This is a genomic window from Paenibacillus sp. FSL W8-0439, from assembly GCF_038008995.1.
In the GTDB taxonomy this organism is placed as follows: domain Bacteria; phylum Bacillota; class Bacilli; order Paenibacillales; family Paenibacillaceae; genus Paenibacillus; species Paenibacillus polymyxa.
The window spans coordinates 951,599-977,947 of record NZ_JBBPAK010000001.1 but is presented as its reverse complement, the minus strand read 5'-3'; the positions used below and the strand labels follow the sequence as shown (position 1 = coordinate 977,947).

The 26,349-nt window shown below is 41.6% G+C and carries 20 protein-coding genes and 2 pseudogenes; 6 read left to right on the top strand and 16 right to left on the bottom strand.

What is annotated here, in order from left to right:
* Positions 1-195: 195 nt before the first annotated feature.
* Positions 196-576, bottom strand: a complete 381-nt coding sequence (locus tag MKX36_RS04400; protein ID WP_017426240.1) for a winged helix-turn-helix transcriptional regulator — start codon at positions 574-576, stop codon at positions 196-198.
* A gap of 142 nt (positions 577-718) precedes the next feature.
* Between MKX36_RS04400 and MKX36_RS04395 the strand changes: the two genes are divergently transcribed.
* Positions 719-1,393, top strand: coding sequence for an NAD(P)H-dependent oxidoreductase (locus tag MKX36_RS04395; RefSeq protein ID WP_045244180.1), 675 nt, complete (start codon positions 719-721; stop codon positions 1,391-1,393).
* A gap of 115 nt (positions 1,394-1,508) precedes the next feature.
* On the opposite strand, the gene MKX36_RS04390 is transcribed toward MKX36_RS04395, so the two are convergent.
* The 3 genes from MKX36_RS04390 to MKX36_RS04380 all read right to left on the bottom strand — a co-directional run bounded on the left by MKX36_RS04390 (position 1,509) and on the right by MKX36_RS04380 (position 6,040).
* The gene (locus MKX36_RS04390; RefSeq protein ID WP_340864277.1) at positions 1,509-4,379 is read right to left on the bottom strand and encodes an S-layer homology domain-containing protein; all 2,871 of its coding nucleotides are present in this window, start codon (positions 4,377-4,379) and stop codon (positions 1,509-1,511) included.
* Positions 4,380-4,799: 420 nt separating this feature from the next.
* Positions 4,800-5,507: a hypothetical protein gene (locus MKX36_RS04385; protein WP_025364088.1), complete on the bottom strand. Its 708-nt coding sequence runs from the start codon at positions 5,505-5,507 to the stop codon at positions 4,800-4,802.
* Positions 5,508-5,623: 116 nt separating this feature from the next.
* Positions 5,624-6,040, bottom strand: a complete 417-nt coding sequence (locus tag MKX36_RS04380) for a MerR family transcriptional regulator (protein ID WP_031462928.1) — start codon at positions 6,038-6,040, stop codon at positions 5,624-5,626.
* A gap of 260 nt (positions 6,041-6,300) precedes the next feature.
* Between MKX36_RS04380 and MKX36_RS04375 the strand changes: the two genes are divergently transcribed.
* A complete protein-coding gene (locus MKX36_RS04375; protein WP_045244183.1) occupies positions 6,301-7,341 on the top strand; it encodes an NAD(P)-dependent alcohol dehydrogenase in 1,041 nt (346 codons plus the stop codon).
* 215 nt (positions 7,342-7,556) lie between these two features.
* On the opposite strand, the gene MKX36_RS04370 is transcribed toward MKX36_RS04375, so the two are convergent.
* A complete protein-coding gene (locus MKX36_RS04370; RefSeq protein WP_019686214.1) occupies positions 7,557-8,939 on the bottom strand; it encodes an amino acid permease in 1,383 nt (460 codons plus the stop codon).
* 487 nt (positions 8,940-9,426) lie between these two features.
* Here MKX36_RS04370 and MKX36_RS04365 point away from each other — a divergent pair, with 487 nt between their 5' ends.
* Entirely contained in the window at positions 9,427-10,191 is a 765-nt protein-coding gene (locus MKX36_RS04365; RefSeq protein ID WP_340864276.1) for an SDR family oxidoreductase, read from the top strand.
* Between the two features lie 109 nt (positions 10,192-10,300).
* Here the strand turns inward: MKX36_RS04365 and MKX36_RS04360 are convergent, their stop codons facing one another.
* Together MKX36_RS04360 and MKX36_RS04355 are read right to left on the bottom strand one after the other, a co-directional pair.
* Positions 10,301-11,779 (bottom strand): protein adenylyltransferase SelO, encoded by a 1,479-nt coding sequence (locus tag MKX36_RS04360; protein ID WP_107735002.1) that lies wholly within the window; start codon positions 11,777-11,779, stop codon positions 10,301-10,303.
* 111 nt (positions 11,780-11,890) lie between these two features.
* Complete coding sequence (locus tag MKX36_RS04355; protein WP_107735003.1) at positions 11,891-12,340, bottom strand: VOC family protein; 450 nt, start codon at positions 12,338-12,340, stop codon at positions 11,891-11,893.
* Between the two features lie 124 nt (positions 12,341-12,464).
* On the opposite strand from MKX36_RS04355, the gene MKX36_RS04350 reads away from it, so the two are divergent.
* Positions 12,465-13,403, top strand: coding sequence for a helix-turn-helix transcriptional regulator (locus tag MKX36_RS04350; RefSeq protein ID WP_107735004.1), 939 nt, complete (start codon positions 12,465-12,467; stop codon positions 13,401-13,403).
* 91 nt (positions 13,404-13,494) lie between these two features.
* Here MKX36_RS04350 and MKX36_RS04345 read toward each other — a convergent pair whose 3' ends face one another.
* From MKX36_RS04345 to MKX36_RS04335, 3 genes are all read right to left on the bottom strand, one after another.
* Positions 13,495-13,776: a hypothetical protein gene (locus tag MKX36_RS04345; RefSeq protein WP_257126703.1), complete on the bottom strand. Its 282-nt coding sequence runs from the start codon at positions 13,774-13,776 to the stop codon at positions 13,495-13,497.
* A 256-nt stretch (positions 13,777-14,032) separates the two neighbouring features.
* Positions 14,033-16,207, bottom strand: a complete 2,175-nt coding sequence (gene gnpA / locus MKX36_RS04340) for a 1,3-beta-galactosyl-N-acetylhexosamine phosphorylase (protein WP_340864275.1) — start codon at positions 16,205-16,207, stop codon at positions 14,033-14,035.
* A 12-nt stretch (positions 16,208-16,219) separates the two neighbouring features.
* Positions 16,220-17,239 (bottom strand): glycoside hydrolase family 88/105 protein, encoded by a 1,020-nt coding sequence (locus tag MKX36_RS04335; protein WP_019686207.1) that lies wholly within the window; start codon positions 17,237-17,239, stop codon positions 16,220-16,222.
* Between the two features lie 349 nt (positions 17,240-17,588).
* Between MKX36_RS04335 and MKX36_RS04330 the strand changes: the two are divergent.
* Both MKX36_RS04330 and MKX36_RS04325 read left to right on the top strand, forming a co-directional pair.
* Positions 17,589-18,074, top strand: a pseudogene (locus MKX36_RS04330) (AraC family ligand binding domain-containing protein); the annotation flags it as partial.
* 51 nt (positions 18,075-18,125) lie between these two features.
* Positions 18,126-18,530, top strand: coding sequence for an AraC family transcriptional regulator (locus tag MKX36_RS04325; RefSeq protein ID WP_340866071.1), 405 nt, complete (start codon positions 18,126-18,128; stop codon positions 18,528-18,530).
* Here the strand turns inward: MKX36_RS04325 and MKX36_RS04320 are convergent.
* The 6 genes and pseudogenes from MKX36_RS04320 to MKX36_RS04295 form a co-directional block, all read right to left on the bottom strand.
* On the bottom strand, positions 18,527-19,855 hold the full coding sequence (locus tag MKX36_RS04320; RefSeq protein ID WP_340864274.1) for a metal-dependent hydrolase family protein: 1,329 nt from the start codon (positions 19,853-19,855) through the stop codon (positions 18,527-18,529). The genes MKX36_RS04325 and MKX36_RS04320 overlap by 4 nt on opposite strands.
* Positions 19,856-19,989: 134 nt before the next feature.
* Positions 19,990-20,577, bottom strand: coding sequence for a TetR/AcrR family transcriptional regulator (locus MKX36_RS04315; protein WP_225164844.1), 588 nt, complete (start codon positions 20,575-20,577; stop codon positions 19,990-19,992).
* Between the two features lie 357 nt (positions 20,578-20,934).
* Positions 20,935-21,504 carry an SF0329 family protein gene (locus tag MKX36_RS04310; protein WP_340864273.1) on the bottom strand — a complete coding sequence of 190 codons (570 nt, stop codon included), beginning with the start codon at positions 21,502-21,504 and terminating at the stop codon, positions 20,935-20,937.
* A gap of 53 nt (positions 21,505-21,557) precedes the next feature.
* On the bottom strand, positions 21,558-22,547 hold the full coding sequence (locus MKX36_RS04305) for a tRNA dihydrouridine synthase (RefSeq protein ID WP_340864272.1): 990 nt from the start codon (positions 22,545-22,547) through the stop codon (positions 21,558-21,560).
* Positions 22,548-22,940: 393 nt separating this feature from the next.
* Positions 22,941-23,234, bottom strand: a pseudogene (locus MKX36_RS04300) (N-6 DNA methylase); the annotation flags it as partial.
* Positions 23,235-23,248: 14 nt separating this feature from the next.
* Positions 23,249-26,347 (bottom strand): type I restriction endonuclease subunit R, encoded by a 3,099-nt coding sequence (locus MKX36_RS04295; protein ID WP_340864271.1) that lies wholly within the window; start codon positions 26,345-26,347, stop codon positions 23,249-23,251.
* Positions 26,348-26,349: the final 2 nt, after the last annotated feature.

The following is a 26,349-nucleotide window of genomic DNA, read 5'->3' as shown; positions in this document are numbered from 1 at the left end:
CCCCTATGTAATATGGTAATAGCCTTATACCATTATGATAATGATTATCAATATCGTAAGAAATATATCAAGCGTCATCCTTGCTGTCAACTGCAAAGCGAACTTTTTATTATTTCACTTTTAAAATAAAAAGACCTGCCAAAATGATGGCCAGGTCTTTTGGATGCGGCTGCTTCTTAAACCTACAAATTGGGGCTAGGTTGCTGAAGGGCTGCTTTCCGGTGATCGCTGTTTTGTTTTATATTCTTCTCCCCAATCCTTCATCAGATTAATAATCGGGATGAGTGTTTCTCCAAACTCGGTGAGAGAGTATTCAACCTTAGGCGGAACCTGCTGGTAGACTTCACGATGAACGACACCGTCCTCTTCCAGCTCGCGCAATTGGAGTGTCAGCATACGCTGGGTAATTCCCGGGCAGATCCGCCGAAAATCACTAAATCGCTTAGTCCCATACATGAGATGGTATAAAATAATCCCTTTCCACTTGCCCCCAATCACATCCAACGTGTACTCAACAGGACACGCCTGATCATTCCCAGCGGTACATTCACCAAAACCGCCTTTCCGATTGCGCATTGGCCCTTCTCCTCCTTGGTATCATTTTATATACTACAGCACATTAATGTGCGTACTTCAAAAATGGTCATGTATATTCTAATATTAGTCATGCACTTAGTAAGCGTCAATTTCAATCACAACCATAAGGAGTGGAATCACGATGGAAACCTTAACAACCACTAAAGATCAAATCTTGGCTGCATACAAGTTCAGACATGCTACAAAAGAATTTGATAGTCATAAGAAAATTAGCGATTCCGATTTTGAGTTTATTCTTGAAACCGGTCGTTTATCCCCAAGCTCGTTTGGCTTTGAACCCTGGAAATTTGTTGTCGTCCAAAGTACAGATATGCGTGAGAAGCTGCTGCCCTATTCCTGGGGGGCCACAAAACAGTTGCCAACAGCAAGCCATTTCGTACTTATTCTCTCCAGATTGCCTAAAGATATGGTAGCTTCATCCGATTATATCAAGAATATGATGGTAAACGTGCAGCAATTACCTGCTGAAGTGATGCAAGGCAAAGAGAAGGTATATGACGCCTTCCTAAAATCAGATTTTGCGCTTGAGGAAAATGAAAGAGCTATGTTCGAGTGGGCATGCCGACAAACCTATATCGCACTGGGCAATATGATGACTGCCGCAGCTCAAATCGGCATTGATTCCTGCCCTATCGAAGGTTTTAATAAACAAGAAATTGAACGCATCCTCTCCGAAGAAGGCATTATGGATGCCGAGCATTTCGGTATTTCTTGTATGGTGGCTTTTGGATACCGCCTGAACGAACCGCGCGACAAAACTCGGCGACCTGTAGATCAGATTGTGGAGTGGGTATAAAGCGCGGAATATCCTTATTAAAAACAAAGGGCGCTCCAAGCCATTTCCATGGCTAGGGGCGCCCTCTTTACATAAAACTATAGCTCCTAAAAATGTGGTCACTTCATAATAACGCCTACTGATAGTTCACTTCTTCCACGAAATAGATTTCCTTCAAACGAGTTTTCACGCGTTGAATTTCATCTGCTGTTAAAGGAGCTGTTGGACATAGCTTGAAGTTCCTTCCAGTGACATAGCTTACGTCCGTGTGACTATTTTCCGGGCTGTAAGCAAGCTTCGGAACCGGTTTTGGGGTATAATCGGTAAAGTCAATAATGGACCATGCCGCATCTCCATCCTCTTTGGATAAAATAATACGCTGTGAGGCATTTTCAGTCCACAAATAGCGCAGATTTGCCGGTGAATTATTGGAATCCATAGCCGTCTTTATTCCTGAACCTCTAAACATGAGCGTAAACTCGGTATGATCATTATTGGCTCCTGCTACCGATTCATAAATCTGTTTCAGCCCGTCTACACCCACAATCTCGACCTTGCGATCAAGCGGGAAATGATTCACAAAGTTCTCCCATATTGGACCCATGTTATGGGTGTTGGCAAGTGCGTTGATGTCCAAAATAATGGACAAGTAGTTTACCGTATTTATACGTTGATAAGGGTTATCCAAATATTGCTGTACTATATACAGTTGTGGTGCCGCATCCGTCTCCGTCACATAGGGATCACCCGGATGAAGAGTCCAGCGTGAGGAATCTTTCGTATAGCGTGATCCAATTGGATCAATCGTAACCGAGTTCATGAATACGGTACCGCTATTATCAGCGATTCCTTGTGCGGGAACAATTGGATTGTCCTTATGAGACCAGTAAGGCATCAAAGGTGAGCCCTCACCATACATACCGTTGACATTATATTGTGTAGCCGACCATCCCATCGCGGATGTAATCCGATAGTGATCTTTAAGCCATTGAGTCTGTTCAGGATTCACCGTAAAGCTCGTCAGTGATTTCGGCAGATACTTCCGATATTGGTCTGTATCCATGCTTTCAAACACGGATGGTGATCCCATCGAACCAGATTGGTGCAGCTCATTGAATGCATTATAACGATACATATACAGCCACTCATCCATCTTTGCTTCCCAAACAGGAAGCCCGGGCTCGGACTGGTTCGGGTACCCCGCCAGAATCCCAACTTCATCTCCATACTGATCGACAAATGCCAGAACCTGTTCAAGCTGCGGCCGATTCGCTTCTACAAAAACAAATCCGTTTTGCATCGCCCATGTCACTTTAATGTTGGGACCAAAGTGATCCATCAGCAATTGACGAGATTGCCTGATTTGATCTACCGTAGTCGCGCTTCCCTGCAGCATGATGGAGACAGCAAAATATTGCTTCTTGCGTTCCCCGGGTTCTACCGTTAATTCCGCATCAGATGTGAAGAGAATCCCTTGGGATGGAGACTCAACTGTGATTTTTAATGGAATAACCGAGTTCACTGCTGGAATCAAATGCAGGTTGGCAATCTTTCCATCCTCTTCAAATATTCCTCTGGAATCCTTTATCCGAAGTATCAAGTCTGATGGCAGCATTTTAGGAGCTATAATCTCTCCTTTAGCATTACGAAATACGTAGGACATTTTCCAAGCAGCTGGATCTAAAGCTGCCGCCTCTGAAATGGTATACGTGGCCAAGTATACAGACCTGATTACGTTCGGTGGCTCTGCCGGCGGAGTCTTCCCTTTCACGATCAGCTTGGTCTGAGCTGTAAGAACCCGATAAGGTTTGGCAATGGTGACCTTCATTTCTACCGGAATGAAGCTGTCCGCAGCCGGTATATTTTCGGGATGTGCGATTTTCCCTTGTACATCAAAGACACCTAACCCATCACTAAATGTGTACGTAACACTTGTGACACTGGCAGCAGGAATGCTTACTGGTCGTCCTTCATTGTATAGCTGAAAGGATAGCTGATACGAAGGGTACGTTTCCGGCTGATTTACTAGCTCCTGCGCCTTGATTACGACTTCATCGACCAAAAAATCCGAAGAGTGGTCCGGTGGAATCACCGATGGGTCAACCGGAATTATTGGTGGTTTGGGATTAGGCACCGGTGGTGTGATTGGCGGTTCCGGTTTCGGCTCCGGTGGTGTCACCGGAGATACTGGTGAATCAGACCTTGGGCGATGCCTTTTAGGCTCCTCAATTTCCGAATTCACAGGTTGTTGCCTAATTTCCGGTGTCAAATCGACCGCAATCTTCTGCGATTCTTGTTGGCTGGTCGCCTGAGGCATCGTTGCAGCTCCATTTTCTAATGACTCCAGCAAACGCTTGGCACGTTCTTTCAGAACGTCACCGCCTAACCATAACCGATAAGCAACCAACGTGGCGTCCTGCCGACTCACAGACTCTTTAGGGTGGAAATAATGATTTGTATCCCCCTCAATCAGTTCCAACCGTTCCATCAGCCATACGCTCGTTTGTGCATAATTTGATATATTAGGTTGATCCACAAAACTGGATATACCAGCAGATCGGGTATCATCAGTAACACCAAAATACCGGGCATACCAAACGGCCATATCCTGACGAGTCATATTGTGCTTGGCACCGAATAATTGATCACTAATCCCTTTCGTAATGCTTTCTTCCTGCAAGGCCTGTACATAAGGTAAAGCCCATGGTGACACATCCCGAAAAGAAGTTACGCCTCTGTTATTCGATGTTCGCTTTAAGGTTTTAGCGAAAATGCTTGCCCATTCCTGACGCGAGATAAAATGTAAAGGTCGAAAGCTCCCATCCTGATAACCCGTAACATAACCTTGAGCAGCCATGGCCTCAATCGCATCAGCTGCATAGGAATGTTCGATATCGTTAAAGGCTCTGTCCGCAAAAACAGGCGCACTATGTATACAGAACAACCAGACAGCCAGTAAACCAGCCATGTAATGCCTAATTTGTTTTAACTTTTTTTCATAATTCATTATTTGAGATCATTACACCTCCTTTACGAGATAGCACTGGGCCACTTTCACCTGTACCTTCATATCAATTTTGAAAATCATCCTCTTTTGTTTTCAAACGGTTTTTCATTACTGTTAACACCAAACTGTATATACTTGAATTATCGGAATAATCTCCCTAGGATTGAATAAAGCCAGCAAAAAAAGTGGTTTGAGCAATCTGCTGTCCTGCTCTTTCACCATATTTTTTTAAGCCTTAATTCCCTATCACTAAACAATGGTTTTCATTGGCAATTAAATACTTATCACCTTTTGGGCCTATCATTTTAATCATGTACACATAAATAAAAAAAGAGATGACATCTGTATCCGCATTCGTCTGAATACAAAATGTTATCTCATTTTTTGTGTAAGATACACTTATTAAGTCCTGGCTGCTCGTTAATCCTTTTTCAACTCAGAACCCTTATAAATATAAAAGTAGCCCTTTAGAGTTCCGTTTTGCGGATAAGCAGCAGGATCTTTGTCTTTTATTTGACTTACCCACTCTCGATTTATAAGCGTAGAGGGTCCTTCCTCAACTAGTTCTTCAGCAGACATTCCCGTGATTGATTGTGCTGTGCTGGACCAGAATGTAACTAAGTAGACATCGTTAGCATTAAAATGATAGCGTCCTTCACTTGGAGTTCCCTCATAAAACAGCTCAGCCAAAGAAGCAGCCTCAGATCCTCTCATAAAAATTCGAATCTCATCAGTTCCGTTCCATGTATGAGGAATTCCGCCTTTTGGATTCACGTATTCTACAATTGCTGGCTCCTTATCGGTATTAAAATCAACAATCGCATAATGATAAACCTCATCCGTTACACTCTTGGTTGCAAATTCAGTTGTTTTATCTGTTTGATAGCCACTGAACTTTCCATACACATTTGGAGTTTTGCCAATAGCAGCAAGGGCCTTTTCCTGATCCATAGATCCGGCTCTACCAGCTACTGGTGTCAGCCTGTAGGTCTTGATTTCAGTCCCCTTGTACTGATCCCAAGTGTATTCGTAATAATATTTTGCATAAGATATTCCACTGTTCCAGCCTACAGATACCAGCATGATAATACCTAGCATGAATACTACTGGCCATTTTTTCAACTTCATACCCACAACCTCTTTTCTTCATATACACTCAAATCATCATTAGAATTATAGCTTTTCAATAATTCTACTAACAGTTAAATATTAGAAGGAAGTGTGGATAAATTATGTCTTTTCTGTTAGTTAGTCATGTGACTCCCTATATTATTGTTTTTATGAATATTTTCCGTTCCGGCATCCAATGCAGTTTTGTAATATAAGCATTTATGTTCGATAACTTCCATTGTTTTTTTTAGTTCCTCCATTTGTGCTTCTACAGTCGCTTTTCGTTCGATAAACATGTCATATCTTTGTTGTAGTGTGGAATCTCCCCCAGAACACCAATCAATGAAATTTTTAATTTCTTTGATCGGCATTCCGGTGGATTTTAGACATTCAATTATTTTTAAAGCGTCAATATCGGATTCTTTAAATAATCTTGTTCCGCTAGATGTCCGTTCTACAAAAGGCATAAGTCCCTCCTTGTCGTAGTAACGCAATGCATATGCTGTAAGATTCAATTCTTTAGCAACTTCGCTGATCGAATATGTCTTCATCATGTATCTCCTATCCTTAATGATATAGACTTCGAGTTAACTCTAGGTATAAAGGGATTCTATCAAGCTATTGGTTGAGTGTCAAAGTCTCCTAGCATAATTTTTTAAAAGGAATATAGGTAGTTGCTTGACTTAGAGTTAACTATAAGGATTAACATTGATCTGCAAGAGGAAAACTTCAATCGACTTCACTTAGTTTTCACTTTGTATTCAATACAATTACTTTCTCTTGAAAAATATAAGTAATTAGGAGGCTATTTATGATTACTGCTAAAGCACGAGCTGTCGACGGCCCAGACAAACCGTTTCGAGCGGCTGAAATTAAACGACGGGATCTTGATTCACATGATGTATTGATTGAAATTAAATATGCTGGCATATGCCATTCTGACATCCACACTGCTCACGGCGAATGGGGACCCGTGAACTACCCACTTGTACCTGGACATGAAATTGCAGGGATTGTTACGGATGTAGGAGCTAAAGTTACAAAGTACACAGTTGGTGACCGGGTAGGAGTTGGCTGTATGGTTGATTCCTGTGGCGAATGCGAGAACTGTCGTAAAGGAGAGGAACAATACTGCCTTAAAGGAAATGTCCCTACCTACGCTGGTGTTGACAAATACGGCGAGCCTACACAAGGCGGGTATTCCACCCACATTGTCGTAACTGAGGATTTTGTAGTAAGAATTCCAGATAATATTGAGCTTGACGTGGCTGCTCCATTACTTTGCGCAGGTATTACGACTTATTCGCCGTTAAACCACTGGGGAGCTGGCCCAGATAAGAAAGTGGCAGTTGTGGGTATGGGAGGCCTTGGCCATATGGCTATCAAGATCGCACATGCTATGGGTGCTGAGGTAACCGTTCTATCACAAACATTAAAGAAAAAAGAAGATGGCTTGCAATTTGGCGCGGATCACTATTATGCCACAAGCGAACCAGAAACATTTGAAGAACTGGCTGGACGCTTTGACTTGATTATTAATACGGTAAGTGCCAACATCGATCTGAACGCTTATTTTGCACTACTCACTCTTGACGGAACTTTGGTGAATGTCGGTGCCCCCGGGGAGCCGATGTCACTCAATGTGATGTCCCTTATCGGACATCGCCGTTCATTTGCAGGATCAATGATAGGAGGTATCCGCGAGACACAGGAAATGCTGGATTTCTGTGCGAAACACAATATTGTTCCTAAAATTGAAGTGGTATCAGCTGACCAGATTGACGAAGCTTACAAACGAGTATTAGCATCTGATGTGAAGTACAGATTCGTGATTGACATTAGCACAATGTAAGCTAGGTAAATCAATAAGTTGTAAAAGCAGTTTTAATTTGAAGGTGTCTCCAAGTATAGCTTGGGGATACCTTCGCTTTATTTTGCAATGATCACACCCTTCTGTAGCTCACTCACAGCCTTCCCATTGCTCTATTTCTCTTCATATAAAAAGAAAAGCCGAGTGCAACTCAGGACATCTGAATTACACTCGGCAAATACTACATCTTGAGCAGCCTATTCGTGTTTCTCTAACTCTTCAATTCTCTGCCGCTTTCCTATACCAAAGACAAAATATCCAACAACGACGATCGCCATGAATGTTGCCCCGACAATCAACGACAAGCGTGTGTCCGGGTTAAACCACATTCCAACGATTACGAGCAACAAAAAGATAATGGTGATGTAATTACTGATCGGAAAAAAACGAGACTTAAAATTATGATCTTCCATTTCGTTTTTCCACTTTTTCCGGAATTTAAATTGACTGATGGCTAATGCAAACCACGGTACCATACCCGGGAGAACACTAGCGCTGTAAATATACAAAAACAGTTTGGAATCAGGCATTAGGTAGTTAAATAACACGCCTACCAGTAGCAATGAAATGGTCGTTATTATACTATTTCTAGGGACACCGCTTGCGGAAACCTTCCCGAAGAACTTAGGAGCTTGTCCGTTCTTTGCCAATGTATATAACATTCTGCCCGCACTATAAATACCACTGTTGCAACCTGACATCGCAGCTGTAAGTACAACAAAGTTAATAATACCCGCAGCAGCTACAATTCCTACTTTGGCAAAAGTCAGAACAAACGGGCTGCCAATCTCGCCAATTTGGTTCCAAGGATAAATCGTAACAATGACAAAGATTGCCCCTACGTAAAAAATCAGAATACGCCAGATGATGTTTTTAATAGCTTTTCGCAGGGTCATTTTCGGATTTTCTGCTTCACCCGCTGTAATGCCTACCATCTCAATCCCCTGGTAAGCCGCCGTTACAATACATAGTGCAAATAGGAACCCTTTTAACCCTCCTGCAAAAAAACCACCATGGCTGACTAGATTGGATAGACCTATCGGTTGTCCGCCGTTACCAAGGCCAAAGAAGATCATCCCCGTACCAACTACTAGCATGAAGATAATAGCGATAATCTTAATCATCGCAAACCAAAACTCAAATTCTCCATAGAATTTCACAGCCGCTAAATTGGCCAGCGCAATAATAATTACACCTGCCAAAGCCGGCAACCATTGCGGGATATCCGGGAACCAGTAGCCCACATATACCCCAATCGCAGTGACCTCCGCCATTCCTACAGTAACCCATAAGAACCAATAGCTCCAAGCGGTCAAGAAACCGGCCAAAGGGCTGATGTATTTATGAGCAAAGGTAGCAAATGAGCCCGTCACCGGTTCAAGAATCAGCATTTCCCCCATGATCCGCATGACAAAAAACATAATAATCCCAGCTAAGAGATAAGCCAACAGCACCGAAGGACCTGCCCATTTTATCGTACTTGCCGATCCCATAAACAAGCCAACGCCAATCGTGCCTCCAAGCGCAATCAACTCAACGTGTCGTGGCTTCAGCCCTCTCGTTAATTGTTTCGATTCCAAAAGAACGCTCCCCTTCGTATATGTTCGTCATCAAATGCTAATGATCCGGAAAACTGCCCCCAAACATTATTAATTTTCAGACTGACGTGGTTGATCGAACGACTACACAGTAGCTCCACGATTCATAAATATACAAAGTCAACCACGTCCTATTTGCCGTCCAAACCTTACTGTTTCTAAGACCGAGTCCGTAGCATTAGATGCATTGTATGACAAAAAACGTCTAAATACAACTGCTAATTAGCAGACATTTTTAGACATGAAATGGAAAGGAAGGAGATTCATTTTACTGAACATTGGTCAATTCAATGTAATGCATTAGAGCGTTGAAGATACGTGTTTTTTCAATGATAAATATCACGATATTAAGCTTGTTTAAAGCCTATATCCATACAGTGTAAAACATAAGCTCCGAATGAAAGAGCAACATTTCAAACATACCCTTGTGATATAACTATGCATGAATTCCAAACAAGGAGATGAAGACATGAGTAAGTTAAAAGGTCAAATCGCTTTAGTAACTGGTGCAAGTCGAGGAATCGGTCGTGGCATTGCATTACGTCTGGCTCGGGAGGGGGCCATTGTCGCAGTACACTACGGAAAAAGGCATAAAGAAGCAGATGAGGTGGTTCATCAAATTGAGCAACTTGGAGGGGCTGCATTTACGATTGGTGCTGACTTCAGTGCCCTGAACGGCATTCATGATTTATATGCGAAATTGGATGAAGCGCTTCGGGAATGTACAGGCGATAATCGGTTTGATATTCTCGTCAATAACGCTGGAATAGGTCAAATTGTCCCTCTGGAAGAGACAACAGAAGAATCTTTTGACGAAGTCATGAACATGAATGTTAAAGCACCTCTTTTTGTTACCCAGCAAGCTTTGCCGCGTCTAAAAGATGGAGGCCGCATTATTAATCTCTCATCGTTTGTTACACGCGTGGCCTCCCCTGGTGTTTTTGCATATAGCATGTCAAATGGGGCCATCGACACACTAACGCATGTTTTGGCTCATCAACTTGGGAGCCGTCATATTACCGTCAACGCCATCCAACCAGGCATTATCAATACAGAGATGAATAGCGGAACATTACAAGATCCTGACGGACAGAAATTTGCCGCTGGCCTTTCGACCTTTAAACGTTGGGGAGAGCCTGAAGATGTTGCAGATATAACTGCCTTTCTTGCCTCAACGGATAGCCGCTGGATAACGGGTCAATTGATTGATGCAAGTGGTGGATCTCATCTGTAAATGAACAGATTCAAAATAAAAACAAAATGCGTTGGTGAGAGAAAGTCGTTCTTCTCCACCAACGCATGAAATACGTTATCAGCCAATTGTTCAACATGACTACTACAGATCAGGTGCCGCAGAAGGTTCGGTAAGGACAAGTGGATTCCTCAGGCAATGTAGAGTAAATTTCCTGTTCGGTAGAATAAGCATAAGGGTTCGAAAGAACTTCAAGAAGCTGCTCCATCACTCGGTAATCTTCTCGTTCCACCGCAGCCTCCAGTGCTTCTTCTACCCGATGGTTGCGCGGGATAATTGCGGGATTGCTGCTGCGCATCAGCTGATACGAGGTGGCTTCGGATTCCTGCTGTCTGTTCAGCCTCGCCTGCCACTGCTCGTGCCACTGGGTAAAATCCGCCGTGCTGAACAAAACCGCATCCTCCAGCTTGTTTAAAGTGAGGGCACGGAAGGTATTGGTGTAGTCCGCGCGATGCTTCTGCATGATTTTAAGAAGATCCTCAATAAGGGACTCATCCTGCGGCTCTTCGTTAAAGATCCCCAATTTGGCCCTCATTCCCGCAAGCCAATGATGGCGAAACATGTTTGCAAAATCTGAAATTGCATCCTCGGCCATTTTGACAGCCTGCTCTCTGTTGTCATGCAGCAGTGGCAAGAGGGTCTCCGCCAATCTCGCGAGATTCCACGCAGCGATATGCGGCTGATTGACATAAGCATAGCGGCCCTGCATGTCGATGGAACTGAACACCGTCTCAGGATTATAGGTATCCATAAAGGCGCAAGGACCGTAATCAATGGTTTCTCCGCTAAGAGTCATATTGTCGGTGTTCATCACTCCGTGAATAAAACCCACTAGCTGCCATTGGGCGATCAGCTTCGCCTGACGCTTAATCACTTCCTGAAGCAGTGAAAGGTAACGGTTTTCGTCATTGGCAACTTCCGGATAGTGTCGTTCCAATGTGTAATCAGCCAGAGTCCGCAGATCTTGGGACGTGCCCCATGCTGAGACAAATTGAAAGGTGCCGACGCGAAGATGACTGGCAGCCACACGAGTCAGAATGGCACCGGGCTGCTCTGTTTCCCGGACGATCGCCTCACCCGTGATTACCACCGCCAAGCTGCGGGTGGTAGCAATACCTAGCGCATGCATCGCTTCGCTGATGATGTATTCGCGGAGCATCGGCCCAAGTGCCGCACGGCCATCACCACGACGGGAGTACGGCGTTCTGCCTGAGCCCTTGAGCTGAATATCAACCCGTTTGCCCGAGGGAGTGATCTGTTCGCCGAGCAGTAGAGCACGGCCGTCTCCTAGCATGTTAAAATGCCCAAATTGATGTCCTGCGTAAGCTTGAGCAAGAGGCGTAGCACCCTCGGGAACCTGATTGCCGGCCAATATCGCTACGGCATCATCTTTTTGCAGCGCATTTTCGTTCAAACCCAGTGAGACTGCCAACGGATGATTTAAAATGATCAGCTTTGGTGAGCGAACAGGATTTGGATTGAGCTTCGTAAACATGGATTCCGGCAGACGAGAATAACTGTTGTCAAAGTTCCACCCTATTTTATCAGCTATTTCTTTTTTCTCCGTCATAGTGTCTCCTTTTCTGCTGTGGTATCTTGGATTTGCCCATTTTAGTTTTTACTTCTATCCATTTATTATCCACTTTTCACCATGCTGTTGTGCTTTTTTTAACCTACTTTTTTATTGTAACCGCTGATCAAACATGAATTGTATTTGGATACCGAACGGGTCTTCAATAATACCATAGGCTTGGCTAAACACATTACTAGATAAAGGAACAATGATTTTCACTCGGTCATCTGTTATTAGACTATGATAAAAATGTTCAATTTCTTCTCTGTCAGCACTTTGAATACATAATGAAATGTTATTCCCTACGGTATATTCCTCATTGGGATTCATTGGTTCTTCTGCTATCATAACCTTTGTTCTTCCGATCAATAAGACAGAATGAGAAATATAATCTTTATTTTCATCAGTAAGCTGTATTGAACTGTCACGTTGGGCCATGTCCTGATAAGTAACGAGAAATCGTTCCTCTGCGTTAAAATGTTTTTTGTAAAAAGCTATAGCTTCCTTTGCTTTTCCGTTCATGGATAAGAAAATAGCTACTTCCAGTGTTGTACTCATGGGTTCAATCTCCTTTTTTATCATGCTTTTAGGTAGATATCTTATAGATTTGATATATCACCTTGAATCTATTATCATTTGTAAAGGTATCAAAACATGACACCTTTTATAAGGAGATTTATGTATGAAGAAACCCGAAAGATTAAATGACATGATTAGATACTTAAACAGTCGAGAGTACTTTAATTTAAATGATCTCATGGATAAATACCACATTTCAAAAAGTACAGCCCTACGTGATATTAGTTCATTAGAACAATTAGGTATGCCTATTTATTCGGAACATGGCCGACATGGACGATATGGTATCTTAAAAAATAGACTGTTATCCCCTATTATTTTTACGATGGATGAAGTGTATGCTCTATACTTTGCAATGTTGACCTTAGAAGCTTATCAATCTACACCCTTTCATTTAAGTGTTAATAAACTCAATGAAAAGTTTGAACACTGTCTTTCTAAAATACAAATAAACCAGATTCATAAAATGAAAAAGGTTCTACAATTTGAAATATATCAGCATAATCATGTTAGTCGTTATTTAGATAAAATTCTAACCAGCGTTCTTAATGAGACGTACTGTAAGATTCAATATTCAAAAAATAACCAGAACAAAAGTTATCATGTTCAATTTTTCAAGATTTCCGCTAAGTTTGGCCAATGGTACGCTACTGGAATAGAGTTAAATACGAACAAATATAGGGTTTTCAGATGTGATCGAATCACCTCAATAGAAGAAGAGGAAATAAATTCTCACTTTTCTATAGATGAACTCCTTATTCGTTCATTAGAAATGTATCAATCTGAGAAGAGCATTGATTTTGAAGTAGAAATTGTAGAACAAGCTAAGGATATTTTTTATAAAGAACATTATCCTTCTATGAAAATAGAACAGGGTCATAAAACAGTCATAAAAGGATTCTATAATCCTGGAGAAGAAGAGTTTATCGCTAATTACTTTATGAGATATGGTCATTATGTACGATCCGTGAAGCCTGAATCTTTAAAACAGATTATTAAAGAAAGAGTTGAGCACCTCTTAAACCACTATCAAAAATTATAAGATCATCGAAGGTTTGTTCAAAATGCTCTCTACATTTTAGCAGGGAAAAGAAGCCTCAAGCTCCTTTTCCCTGCTAACGATGACATTGGTATTATGGCTTCCGTTTGGCGATAACAGCATAAGATACCGTTCTTGTGGTTCCCGTTGGATTCCATGCAGTAAAGAACCATCTGTCTTCAGCCGCAGAATAGTTATCGAGCAGAAACCCTTGCTGATTTCCTGAGAAAATCCATGAACCGCTAATCAGATTGTAGTCGTTACCGTTAATCGTAGTGCTTCTAAAGCTATTAGGAGAAATAGTGACCGGAGCGAAAGTGAAGCGTGCAAACCCATCTCCAAGTTGAGTTACACGAATGGCTTTTCTAACATTCATAACCACATGGCTTCTTTTTTTCAGTTTTTTCCCCAATTTTGCTTCCGCTTTTCTAATTTTCACTAAAGTTGCCTTTCGCAAAGAAATCATCTCCTTCATTGTTATACTTATAGTTAATGAAGGACTAAATGCTTTTGAATGGACAAAATCCCCGGTAAATTGGCTGGATTTTCTGGAGGTGCTGAAACTGAAACAAAAAGCCCTTCCTTTAAATAAAGGAGGGCTTGATACCGCTACTTCTTATTCACTTTTGTTCCTATACCGATTTTGTTAAGCCGATATGGGTGATCATGGTGTCATAGGGCTCTAACTCCATGGTTTGTTTGCCATAGTCCGTTTCAATCGTCGTTTTTTGCAGTTGATTGCTATTGTTAATAACAACCAACATTTTACTTTCTGGATAATAAGCACACTCTGTATATAAGTTATCTGTAATATACTTCGTTTCATTGAGCTCATTGCCCGCAAAGCGGATTATATTCAGTAGCAATCTTGTATTTTCCCAGCTGAATTCGAAAGAAGGAAGGTAAATTCCCTTTCCTTTACCAAAGGCATGAGTGGATAGTGTTATCATTCCATTCGTTTCACCCGCTATCGCAGCTGCCCCATCCGTAAGATAAATCCTATTCTTCGGCGTTATACTTGCCCCTTCAGGCACCAAACCATGCTCATCCCTAACCTCATATGTCCATCTTCCATGAGCTACTCTGGAGCCTGTATCCTCATCCAGACCGAGGACATGTGCCATTCTGAAAAAGCTGTCATGACCTTCAACCGCTGAAGGCTGATTGATGCCAATAAAGGTGCCGCCCTCATAAACCCATTGGGTCAGTAAGTCTACACATTTGTTGTCATCCCAGTACTTTCCGCCACTCCATGCTGTACCAGCAGAGCCCGCATTAATCACTACATCACAATCCTGTAGTATTCCCTGACGGATATCGTCAAAATTAATGAACTGCACTTCAATCGGCAATCCGGATAAAGCCTCATTGATATGAATCAAATCATGCATATATGTTTCGTGAAAATGACCAGACAAGGTCCACGATCTCAATTTTCCCCAGCTGTGCAGAATAGCTACCTTCGTCTTCATGTGATAGGGTTTGCCTTCATGATGCAGTTCTTTGATTTCTCTGAACTCGTTGGCAATCTTTTCGATGTAATCACAAAAATCCGGGTAAGGCTCTACAAGATGCAAATATCCACCCAGTCCAATCCGGTCAATAGGCTCCCTCAACAGGGCGCGCCGGATATTAATCCAATACTTTTTGGCATCCAGCGTGGGGTCGCCCCCTTCCATAAAGGTAGGAAGCCCGCCTAAGCCAACCGGAAATAAGTAGGGATGCAGCCGAATCTCATGCGTATTCACTTTTACACCTGAACACAGCCTTGCCTCATAACCTGAGAACACACATTTGATCAATCCGTCAAATCCAAACTCTTGAAAACGTTCATTATAAGGCTCCATGCCAACCCAACTGTCATCATAAAACACATAGGCCAGCTTATCGTGCTGATGCACAATATCAATTAATTTCTTGCCAAATTCGATTACAAAATCATTGATAAATGCCATCCAGTCCAGCTTGCGCTGCTCAGCCGGGATATGTGTGACGCGATACTTTCCACCATTCACAAAATCCTCGGCAGTCATCGAATACCCATATCTCTTGGCAAATAGATCAAGCGCTCTTGAGCTTACCGTAAAATCGTATGACCCCCAATCAGAGAACAGATGGCGATTGCGCTCATTGCTGCCCCAAATCCAGGCGAAGTTATAAAATAAGGAGGTAAACCGGACAACCGTGGTTTCCTTATGATGAAGACACCAATCTTCCATCCAATCCAGCAGATACTGTTGCGTTTCTGTATAGATAGGATCAATCTGCATCAAATGCTCTTTGTCCCAATGGTTCGTGGTGTGATTGTACATGGAAATCTCTTCCCAGATCCGGTAGACCATGAAGCTTACCGTGTATTTATGCCAAGGAGCAATTCCGGTAATGACCACATTTCCGGATTCCCTTTCATAATTCCATTGTTCTCTTGGAACTTCTTCCCCGGTCGTTCTGTCAAAAACCTGCCAGTAGTTAAGCGCCTCTTTGGAATCATTCACTTTGAATTGTTCTGCAAAAAAATCCTCCATCAGATAGATAGATACATAATTCTGTACAGCTACCTTCGGATTCGTAATTAAAAAACACTGCTGCAGCTTATCCAGATTGCGGGACGCCCACTCGTTATGATCTCTGATGATACAGATTGTAGAATAAATGCCGTATCCAGCGTTTATAATCTCATCGGACAATTGCGTGCCGTCACTGTCACGGATGACATCGGCGCCCCATCGTTCGGCTAATTTTAGGGTCAGCGCCTCGTAACCAGATTCCCCCGGTAGTGTAAAGGCCCCCGTTGTTTGTTTAGACAACTTCAATCCCTCCTAATTCAACATATCGGATAGAAAAGCCAACGCCAAGCCTTGTCCCCAGCCCTGAATCCAGTCTTTAGGAATATTGCGATACCCTTCCCGATCTTTCATAACCGCTGTGCCGCCCGATACACCCAGTACCCGTCCGTCTTCGCTAATATGGTTCAAGATGCCCTCCAATGCCTTTTGCACGTATTTGGTATGCAGCGGATTGCCGTTATTGATCATGGCCGCCGCAATACCGCAAGATGCAGACACTTCTTCATAGGACTCCTCGTCATCCAGTACCGTCCGCCATAAGCCGTTCTCTGTTTGGACACCTTTCAGTGCCGCCAGTTGATCCCGAAGGGAACATTCCACGTCCATACACGGCGGATACAAATACCAGTCTTTCAAATGAATTTTGACTTGCGACATGGTATATGCTCCCCAAGCATTCGCTCTTCCCCAGAAAAATCCGGACATGTGATCCTGTTTGACATTGTTGTAGCCATGGTACCAGAGACCACTGCTAGGGTCTTGCAGGTATTTGATATGCCAGTAATATTGATTTAAGGCATCCTGGATCATTTTCTCGTCCTTTAATTTGGTTCCTACTCGAAGCAGAAAAAATGCCGCCATAAACAACGTATCTGCCCATGCCTGTTCTGGAAAATCATTAGCAGTGGATACCGTATGCTGCAGAACACGATCTCCGAACCGGAGAGCATTATTTTGGATGTAATCCACCTTGCTCATCACAATATCCCAATATTTCTGGTCCCCTGTTTCTTCATACAATGTGATCAGCATATGACCCATGGCACATGTGTTTACCGTCCAGTGCGGCAGACCAAGCTCGATGTATTCATCTGCCCACTGGACAAGCATATTTAAATAATCTTTATTTCCTGTTTGGGTATAGGCTCTGGATACACCATAATAAGCCACACCGCAGGGCCAATCCCATGTTAAATCCATCGCCATGGTTTTTCTGACGACTTTATCAATAACTCTTAGTATCTCTTCCTTGTCATAAGTTAATTGAAGCATCGTTATTCCCCTCTCATTAGCGCGCACGCCCCCAAAGGCGCTTGAGAGCTGTTCGTCACTATTTTGGAAACGCTTTACTTATTCCATTGTACGCAGTAAAATAGTCTCAATCTAAGCACATTCGCAACAAAACTGCGCAATTTCAATCATTTATGTGAGAATTTTGCAAAAATCCAATAAGCGACTTCCAATAAACAATATATAGATCGACATGGTCTAGTTCGTCTATATATTGCACCTTGCAGCGATTGGAATCGAATTTTGCAAAATCCTGATGTATATCTGCTGGCTAAACTTGACATAGCGTTCACCTAGAATCAACTCAAATCCAAGTGTGGGAGTATCGAATATGCCCAGAAAAAAGAAGCCCGTTATAGAATACCGACACTACAGTTTACCCATCAACTTTCCTGTCTTGCTATTAAGCGGTGACCGCTGGAAGATTTCTGATATTAAAAGTGAGCATCTCCATTTTCATAACCATTTGGAGATTGGTATTTGCTATTCGGATAGCGGCTTCATGGAGATCAAAGGAGAATCTGTCCCCTTCAAAGCCGGGGATGTAACTTTCATTCCCAGGTATCTTCCTCATACCACGTACAGTTCGCCAAATACAGCCAGCCTTTGGTCTTATATCTTTTTTTCGCCAGAGGATCTTTTTCAACACACTTTTAAAAGCGCTTACAGCAACTTTGAGCCCAATTTGTGGGTCGTAAAGGGAATAAACTGCATATTAAACAAGGAGCAGCATCCCAAGGTGTATACACTTGCGACTTCGGTCGTAGAGGAATTACAACAACAGAACCCTTACTATCAGGAAAGCGCCTACGGCTTATTGCTATCCCTTTATATAGAGCTCCTTAGAATTCATTCTAGGAATGAACCAATGGCAAATCAAGAAACAGAGCATAGCTTGAAAAGCGAATTTGTCATTTCTCCAGCTTTGGAGTACATCACCAAACATTATATGAAACCCGTTACCATAGATTTTTTGGCTGATCTGTGCCATCTAAGTACAACCCATTTCCGTAGAAAATTTCATGAGATTATGGGGACGTCGCCCCTTGATTTTCTAAACAGCACCCGAATCGAAGAGGCCTGCAAGCAGTTAAAAAGCACAGAAGACTCCATTCTTTCAATCTCCGAGCAAGTCGGTTATCGCTCCATTTCCAGCTTCAACCGATGCTTCTCCAGGCTTATCGGAGAGCCCCCCAAAGAATGGCGTAAAGGGGCGCAATCCGAAGCACAATCGGCGAAAGCGTCTATACTGGAGTTTACGGGATGGATTTAATTTTGCCAAACTGAATCCAGCAGCTCGTCCACTTCCTGAATTCGGGTCACTGATGGTGTTGGTATAAGATTGCCCTTCACCATAACCATAGCTACATTTGACAAAGCTTTTATGTTGTCCAAAGGGTTGTGCTCCAGCACGATTAAATCTGCCTGTTTTCCGATATCAATGCTCCCTGTAAGGTGATCAATGCCTAGGATTTCCGCATTAGACTTTGTTGCCCATTCGATGACCTGACCCGCATTCAGTTTCGTTTGTCTCATATGGTGGTCTAGTTCCCGCCACATATCATAGTGAGTGACGTAAGACATTGCGGCATCCGTTCCAATCCCAATTTTGATCTCATGTTCTACAGCCTGACGCAGCCCCTTTAGCATGGAGTCGTACACAAGCCGCGAATTTTCCTTAACCGTTTCATTCACCTTCGTTAGGCTTGTGTCCAATTTTGCAATGGGATACCCAGCCTGCAAAGTAGGAATTAAGGCGGTATAGCCCTTTAATGCTCTAGGATTGTTTTGGTACAGTCTTATGATCTCCTCATCCATCTCCGCACCATGTTCAATGGTATCCACCCCGCCCTTTAGCGCGATTCTTACGCCTTCGGTACTTTCCACATGGGCTGCTACACGCATACCGTTTTTATGGGCTTCCTCGCAGACGGCGGCTACTTCTTCCTCCGTCATTTGCAAGCGGCCCGCTTCGCCGACCATGGTGGCATCGGTAACCCCGCCAGTCACGCATATTTTAATTAGGTCTACTCCGTTTTTTACATTAATTCTTACATTTCTTCTCGCTTCCCATGGCGAATCGCCAGTCAAAGCCAAATAAGGTGCCCCATGACCGCCCGTTACGCTCAGGAAATACCCGGACGCCAAAAGGTTGGGACCGACAAACTGGTTTGCATTAATTTCATTTCGGAGCTGTGCATCAGTGTAAAAAAATTCACCGACGCTGCGCATCGTGGTTACACCGGAATGTAGTGCCGTCAGAGCATTTTTCTTCACCCGTTTTTTTAACACACTTCGCCCTAGTCTCGTATCCAAAATATGATGGAATGCAAAATTCAGCAGCCCTTCGCTTACAGACAGCGTAAACGGCTTTCCATCTGCGAATAGATGGACGTGCGCGTTGATGAGACCAGGCATCACATATTTCCCCGATAAATCAATCGTTTGATAATGGCTGGGAATAGCCAAATTGTTTGCCTTCCCGATCTCCTGAATCAGCCCGTCTTCATGAATTAAAATCGTCATCATTTTTTCAACGTCTTTTTTCGTATCTCCATAAACCACATTGCAGTTCTTAAGTGCATAACCTGTCCCCATCGTTTCTCCCTCCTGTTGCGCTCATGGTGTTTAATAATGAATTACCCATTCATTTTTGAAACAAAAAAATAGGGACTATCTTGATGTCAAAAAAATGATAGACTGTCCCGAGAATATTTCCCTACGTGTAGACATTATTCATTCAAGCCTTCTAGTCCATGCAATCTGTACAGGTTAAGCGCCTCAAAAATCCGTTTCCGGCGATCAGCGCTCATATCCCTTTTTAACAAATCCAAAATCATATTGATAACACTATTGGCAATGATACTGAGCAAAATCATATTTTCATCAGTTTCGATTTCATATCTTTTATAAGTATTTTTCAAATAGGGCTTCTTGGTTTCGATCATCAGATCAATTAGTTCTTTTTTTGCATTGCTGTAGATTGTCCCTTTACTTTTTTCAAAAATAATGACAATCTGCATGCTGTATTGAGTTAATAGGTTGATTTGCTCCTGAACAATCGCCGATTTTTTTTCGTTATGGGTTTCTCCAAAAAAAGTCTGGTTATCGATATGAATGCTTTCCACTAACACATTCTTCAAATAATCCACTAAAGATGGCGGAACAACCGAATAAAATAACTCCTTTTTATTCTTAAAATAAGTATAAATATTCCCGACAGAAATTTGGATCTCATCCGCAATATCGCTCATTTTGGCATCTACAAAGCCTTTTCGAAAAAACACCTTTAAAGCGGCTGATTCAATTTCCTTTTTCACTTCATCTTTTTTGGCCTGTATGATGAGCACCCTCATTCAATAATGAATAATTCATTCATTTTTAGTGTAGTTCGGTGGTTTTGATTTGTCAAACCGGAGGAAGATAACAGAAACTTTGACATTTACGATAGGTAATAATTCCGTTGTATGGCCGCACCTGTATAGATAGACTTATGCTACCAAGCAGGGAATTCTAGAATATAGCCGAGACAAAAAAACAGGGAAAAGTCATGGTAGAAGCCGGTTTGCCCCGTTCTCCACTCAACCTTTCCCAAATTTCTTTCACATCCTATATTCATATCTTCAGTGAGAACAACCCTGACACGATGGGCCTCCATCAATAAAAGTTATTTATTTTCATAACGTACTATGCCGTAACTCATAAAAATACTGAACAATCGGATGCTTTAACTTCATCTTCTCAGACATGTTTAAAATTCGCTTTTTTCCTACTCGTCTGTCCACTAAAGCTAGAACATTCAATAAGATATCATTACTCTCTAAGCTGTCCTCTATAGAAGTAGTTAAAAAGTTATTAGCTACAACATTAAAATTAGACTTGCTTAATGAGGCCTGTGCTGACAAAAGCTCCTTTGCATGTTCTGATATTTTTCTACCTCTTGCAATTACTTGTAGACGATCCTCCGGAACGTTCCCATTAGTATCTTTTCTGACCGCTTCAATTTCCTCATTGCTGATAGGAACTTGGATATTGGGATCATTCTTGATTTCCAGCTCCGTCTGATACCATTTGATTGGACTAGTGATATCATTCATATTGAGTATGTTCTTCTTATCTACAGTTATATGACAAATTCCAGACTTATCAGATAAATAACGGTAACTGGTAGCTCGGTATTCGACCCTTCCGTCTAAAGCAGGAGAGAGGAAGCTCTCCAGTTGTTGCTTCAATTTACTCCAGGACATATATCCTCCTTTGTTTTCAATGCCTACTAACAGCCCGTCCCCAACTTGGGAATTTAATTTCCACGTTCCTCTACCTCATCATGATCCTTGCTTCCAAACTCATCAAGCAATGTACGCACTTCACTTGTTGATTTGGCATTCATTAAGCTGTTTCTGAGTTCACTTGCCCCTCGGAATCCACGGACATATATTTTGAAGAAGCGGGCGAGAGGGCTGAACGAACGTGGCTCCTGCGCTGAATATTGATCATGGAGATCTAGATGAAGCCGCAGCAATTCAAGCAATTCCTCACTGCTGTGTTCCTTCGGTTCCTTCTCAAACGCAAATGGATTCTGGAAAATACCACGCCCAATCATAATGCCATCCACTCCATATTGCTCAGCGAGCTTCAAGCCGGTCTGACGGTCCGGAATATCTCCGTTAATGGTCAGCAGTGTATCTGGTGCCACCTCATCACGAAGTTTCTTAATCTCCGGAATCAGTTCCCAGTGAGCGTCTACTTTGCTCATTTCCTCTCTTGTCCGCAGATGAATGGACAAATTCACAATGTCTTGTTTCAAAATATGGGTCAACCAGTCGCGCCATTCGTCTACGGTAGTGAAACCGAGCCTTGTTTTCACACTGACGGGCAGTCCCCCGGCTTTGGCAGCCTGAATGATATCCGCTGCGATTTCGGGACGGCAGATCAGGCCGCTTCCCTTCCCATTCTCGGCTACATTCGCTACAGGACAACCCATATTAATATCGATGCCTTTGAAGCCTTCTTTCGCCATACCGATGCTCATTTCACGGAAATATTCCGGCTTATCTCCCCAGATATGGGCCACCATGGGCTGTTCATCCGCTGTAAAAGTCAAACGCCCGCGTACACTTTTGTTCCCCTCCGGGTGACAATAACTCTCTGTATTCGCAAACTCCGTAAAAAACACATCCGGTCTGGCTGCTTCACTTACGACATGGCGAAACACAACATCCGTCACATCTTCCATCGGTGCCAGTATAAAAAAAGGTCGTGGCAAATCACGCCAAAAATTATTCGTCATATCAAAAACTCCTCTATAAATACCAGGACAAATCTTTGGTCCCAAAATGGTAAAGCTAACCTGTTCATGTCCTTGCTTCTTCTTCACATATAATATGTTTAAGCAACGTAGTTCAAACGGCAGTATATGTTAAGCATAGACATCTAAATGAGTATATCATACCCAAGAGAGGAGCAGACTCCCCAAAAGACTCGCAAAAAAAGGAAGAGCGCCGCCCCTCCTTGCCATCTTCTATAACGTACTGCGCCGCAGTTCATAGAAATACTGCACGGCATAACTTCCCCCCAGCCTACGCCGTTCCCAAGCGAATCGCTTAAAAAAAGAGCCGAGGAATAATATCCTGGACCCTTTTCGTCAATTTCCACACATGAATACCCAACATTTTCAGCTGCATGCCACATGAGCATATTTATCAACATCTACACGATTTCGGTACGTTTCTATAATCTTATTAATGTTTTTATCAGTAAGTTTGTTTTGATTTTTGCCTTTTTCAAATTCATTGCTTGCATCGATAAACAAGATGTCTTTTGTTTTACGATTTTTCTTGAATACTAAAATCGTAGTTGGGATGGATACACCGTAAAACAAGTTGGCAGGTAAGCCTATAACGGTATCAAGATAGTTTTTCTCAATGATCGTTTGGCGAATCGCACCTTCTGCTGCACCACAGAACAAGACACCATGCTATTTTAGATTTATTAAATCCTTCCGCCTACTCCTTTAAATTTATCTACAAAGGCAGAGATTTTCTGAAAAACGCTCTGCTTTTTTGTTAAATACTGAGGATTAAGAGGACTCATTTTAGGAAGAATTTCATTAAGCTCCGTTCCATTTTCACTAGCATATTCTTTTTTCAATGAATTTAAAATATATCTTTTTGCAGCCTCTTCACTAAGGCTTTCAGTAGTAATCAATTCTTCTGCTTCACGTTTTTGCTCCTTTTGAGCAAATGAGAAGAAGGCATCAATAATACTTGCTTTATCTTGAATATTATCCAAGTCTGTTTGATTAATAAAATCGACGACCAAACTTTCTTTCGCACGGTTCCCTACACTCGAACGAATTAAACGACGTACCTCTTCAACCAACGATTCTTTATCTTTTATTTTTTTGTTATTTTCAAAAATAAGTTCAAGAATATAATCTAAATTGATCTCTTGGGATTTTAGAAGATCCACTTCAAAGACAACATCATCCCAATCAATAGAGGAATTGTCTTTTTGTTTTCCGTTTTTCTCACGACGAAGCCAATCACGAATATCATTATAGGATGAACGATAATCTTGAATCGTTCTTTCTTCTGGTACATTAATTTCTTGCATGGCAGCTATATCTTCATCACCCATATAGTGAGTAGATTTAAAATTTTCCAAAGCCTCAGAGTCATTGAGATCTACTGTTTGTAAAGCTTTTAGACTTGAAAACTCATCATAATTCTGCAAAATATTTTCAACACGCAAATATTCACCAAAAAGCTTGGCAAACTCTTTCTTATCTTTTTCAGTAGAAATATCTTCAGCATCAGGAAAACGTTCTTGCAGCTCTTTTACTATGTCTACATAACCACGCCGGGCTTCCCCCGTTGCGATATCAGTAAACCCTTCCATATACTCTTTGTAGCTTTTTTCCAGCACTACATTTTTAGTGTTTGTATCCCCGAAAAGAGTAATAGCATCTATAGTGGCTTGCTCTAAATCTCTAAATGTAATGATATTTCCAAAGGTTTTAGTTGCATCATAGATTCGATTTGTTCTCGAAAAGGCTTGCATCAAACCATGATACCTGAGATTTTTATCAACAAATAAAGTATTTAATGTAGGAGCATCGAACCCGGTTAAAAACATGCCTACAACAATCAATAAATCGATCTCTTTGTCTTTTACTCGTTTAGCAAGGTCACGATAATAATTTTGAAATTCCTTACTTTCTACGCCGTAATTGGTTCTAAACATGGCATTATAGTCTTTAATGGCTAAACTTAAAAACTCTTTTGCACTACTATCCATTGCTGAAGGTTCAAAAGTTTCATCAAGAATTTCACCTATAGCATTTTGCTCTTCATTAGCAGCAAAAGAGAAGATTGTCGCAATCTTAAGGGGTTTACTGCTTCCCTTTTGTAAGTTTTTTAATGATTCATAGTAGAGCTTGGCTGCGTCAACACTACTCACAGCAAACATCGCATTAAATCCTTTTCCACTCGCATTTAAACGATGGGTTTTTATTTTAAAATTATGAAGAATATATTGAGAAATTTCTTTAATCCGTTCAGGATGTAATAATGCTTCTTTATTTTCTGCTGCCGATAGCTTCTTCTCGTCCTGTTCTTGTTCAAGCGTTTTGAACTTGGGACGTACATCGTTATAGTCTACTTTGAACTTTAAAACTTTCTCATCTCGAATGGCATCCGTAATAACATAAGAGTGCAGCTCTCGACCGAAGACAGAAGCAGTCGTTTCAGACCCCAACGCATTTTCCGGGAAAATAGGCGTACCTGTAAAGCCAAATTGATAGAACTTCTTAAATTTTTTATTGATATTTTTTTGAGCTTCACCAAATTGTGAACGGTGGGCTTCATCAAAAATAAATACCACTTGCTTATGATATATGGGCAAATCTGTTTCGCTCTTAATCAGGTTATTCAGTTTTTGAATCGTCGTCACTATGATTTTGTTATCTTCTTTTTCAATGTTACGCTTCAATCCAGCGGTATTTTCTGAACCGTTAACACTATCAGGAGAAAAACGCTGATACTCTTTGATCGTCTGAAAATCCAGATCTTTTCGATCCACAACAAAAAATACTTTGTTTATAAAATCAAGCTCAGTAGCCAAACGAGCTGCTTTAAAACTCGTAAGCGTTTTTCCTGAACCTGTTGTATGCCAAATATATCCTCCACTTTCAGTACTTCTCCAATTTTTGGCTAGATATGAACTTTCGATTTTCCATAAAATCCTTTCTGTAGCCGCAATTTGATAAGGACGCATAATCAGTAGATTATTGCTCGCATCAAAAACAGAATATTTCAGTAATATACTCAATAAAGTGTTTTTCTGAAAAAAGGTAGCTGTGAAATCTTTTAAATCTTTAATCTGTTTATTTTTTGATGTAGCCCAATTCATAGTAAAATCAAAACTGTTTTTACCGCGTTTGGTCGTATTGGCAAAATAGCGGGTATCCGTCCCATTGGAAATCACGAAAATCTGTAAATATTTAAACAGAGAGTTTTCCGAATTAAAGCTCTCCTTACTATATCGATGAACCTGATTAAAGGCTTCACGAATGGCAATCCCACGCTTTTTAAGCTCTATTTGTACTAAAGGCAAGCCATTCACTAAAATGGTAACATCATATCTATTGGCTTGATTTCCTTTTTGTTCAAATTGGGAAATGACCTGCACTTTGTTTCTGGAAATCTTATCTTTGTCTACTAGGTAAATGTTCTGAATACGCCCGTCATCGAAAACAAAGTCATAAATATAATCGTTATGAATTTTACGGGTCTTATCAATATGGTTATCACTCGGTTTATCTAAAAACTGCTCGCAAAATCTAATCCATTCTGCTTCTGAAAATTGTACATTGTTAAGGTTTTGCAGTTGCACACGAACATTAGCAAGCATTTTTTCAGGAGTGGTTAAACTTGGGAGATGTTCATAACCTTGATTTACTAAATCTTGAATGAGTTCTCGTTCTAAATCAGCTTCTGTTTGATAATCGGCTCCTTGCTGATCGATCTTCGTATATTTATCCAGAACGATGAAGTTGTTTGATTCTACAATGGGTTTGAAATCGCTCATTC

Excerpts from the sequence above, each read along its gene's own strand:
- MKX36_RS04400 (WP_017426240.1), bottom strand. The coding sequence starts at position 576 with ATGCGCAATCGGAAAGGCGGTTTTGGTGAATGTACCGCTGGGAATGAT.
- MKX36_RS04395 (WP_045244180.1), top strand. The coding sequence starts at position 719 with ATGGAAACCTTAACAACCACTAAAGATCAAATCTTGGCTGCATACAAG.
- MKX36_RS04390 (WP_340864277.1), bottom strand. The coding sequence starts at position 4,379 with ATGAATTATGAAAAAAAGTTAAAACAAATTAGGCATTACATGGCTGGT.
- MKX36_RS04385 (WP_025364088.1), bottom strand. The coding sequence starts at position 5,507 with ATGAAGTTGAAAAAATGGCCAGTAGTATTCATGCTAGGTATTATCATG.
- MKX36_RS04380 (WP_031462928.1), bottom strand. The coding sequence starts at position 6,040 with ATGAAGACATATTCGATCAGCGAAGTTGCTAAAGAATTGAATCTTACA.
- MKX36_RS04375 (WP_045244183.1), top strand. The coding sequence starts at position 6,301 with ATGATTACTGCTAAAGCACGAGCTGTCGACGGCCCAGACAAACCGTTT.
- MKX36_RS04365 (WP_340864276.1), top strand. The coding sequence starts at position 9,427 with ATGAGTAAGTTAAAAGGTCAAATCGCTTTAGTAACTGGTGCAAGTCGA.
- MKX36_RS04360 (WP_107735002.1), bottom strand. The coding sequence starts at position 11,779 with ATGACGGAGAAAAAAGAAATAGCTGATAAAATAGGGTGGAACTTTGAC.
- MKX36_RS04355 (WP_107735003.1), bottom strand. The coding sequence starts at position 12,340 with ATGAGTACAACACTGGAAGTAGCTATTTTCTTATCCATGAACGGAAAA.
- MKX36_RS04350 (WP_107735004.1), top strand. The coding sequence starts at position 12,465 with ATGAAGAAACCCGAAAGATTAAATGACATGATTAGATACTTAAACAGT.
- MKX36_RS04345 (WP_257126703.1), bottom strand. The coding sequence starts at position 13,776 with ATGAATGTTAGAAAAGCCATTCGTGTAACTCAACTTGGAGATGGGTTT.
- MKX36_RS04335 (WP_019686207.1), bottom strand. The coding sequence starts at position 17,239 with ATGCTTCAATTAACTTATGACAAGGAAGAGATACTAAGAGTTATTGAT.
- MKX36_RS04325 (WP_340866071.1), top strand. The coding sequence starts at position 18,126 with ATGGCAAATCAAGAAACAGAGCATAGCTTGAAAAGCGAATTTGTCATT.
- MKX36_RS04320 (WP_340864274.1), bottom strand. The coding sequence starts at position 19,855 with ATGGGGACAGGTTATGCACTTAAGAACTGCAATGTGGTTTATGGAGAT.
- MKX36_RS04310 (WP_340864273.1), bottom strand. The coding sequence starts at position 21,504 with ATGTCCTGGAGTAAATTGAAGCAACAACTGGAGAGCTTCCTCTCTCCT.
- MKX36_RS04305 (WP_340864272.1), bottom strand. The coding sequence starts at position 22,547 with ATGACGAATAATTTTTGGCGTGATTTGCCACGACCTTTTTTTATACTG.
- MKX36_RS04295 (WP_340864271.1), bottom strand. The coding sequence starts at position 26,347 with ATGAGCGATTTCAAACCCATTGTAGAATCAAACAACTTCATCGTTCTG.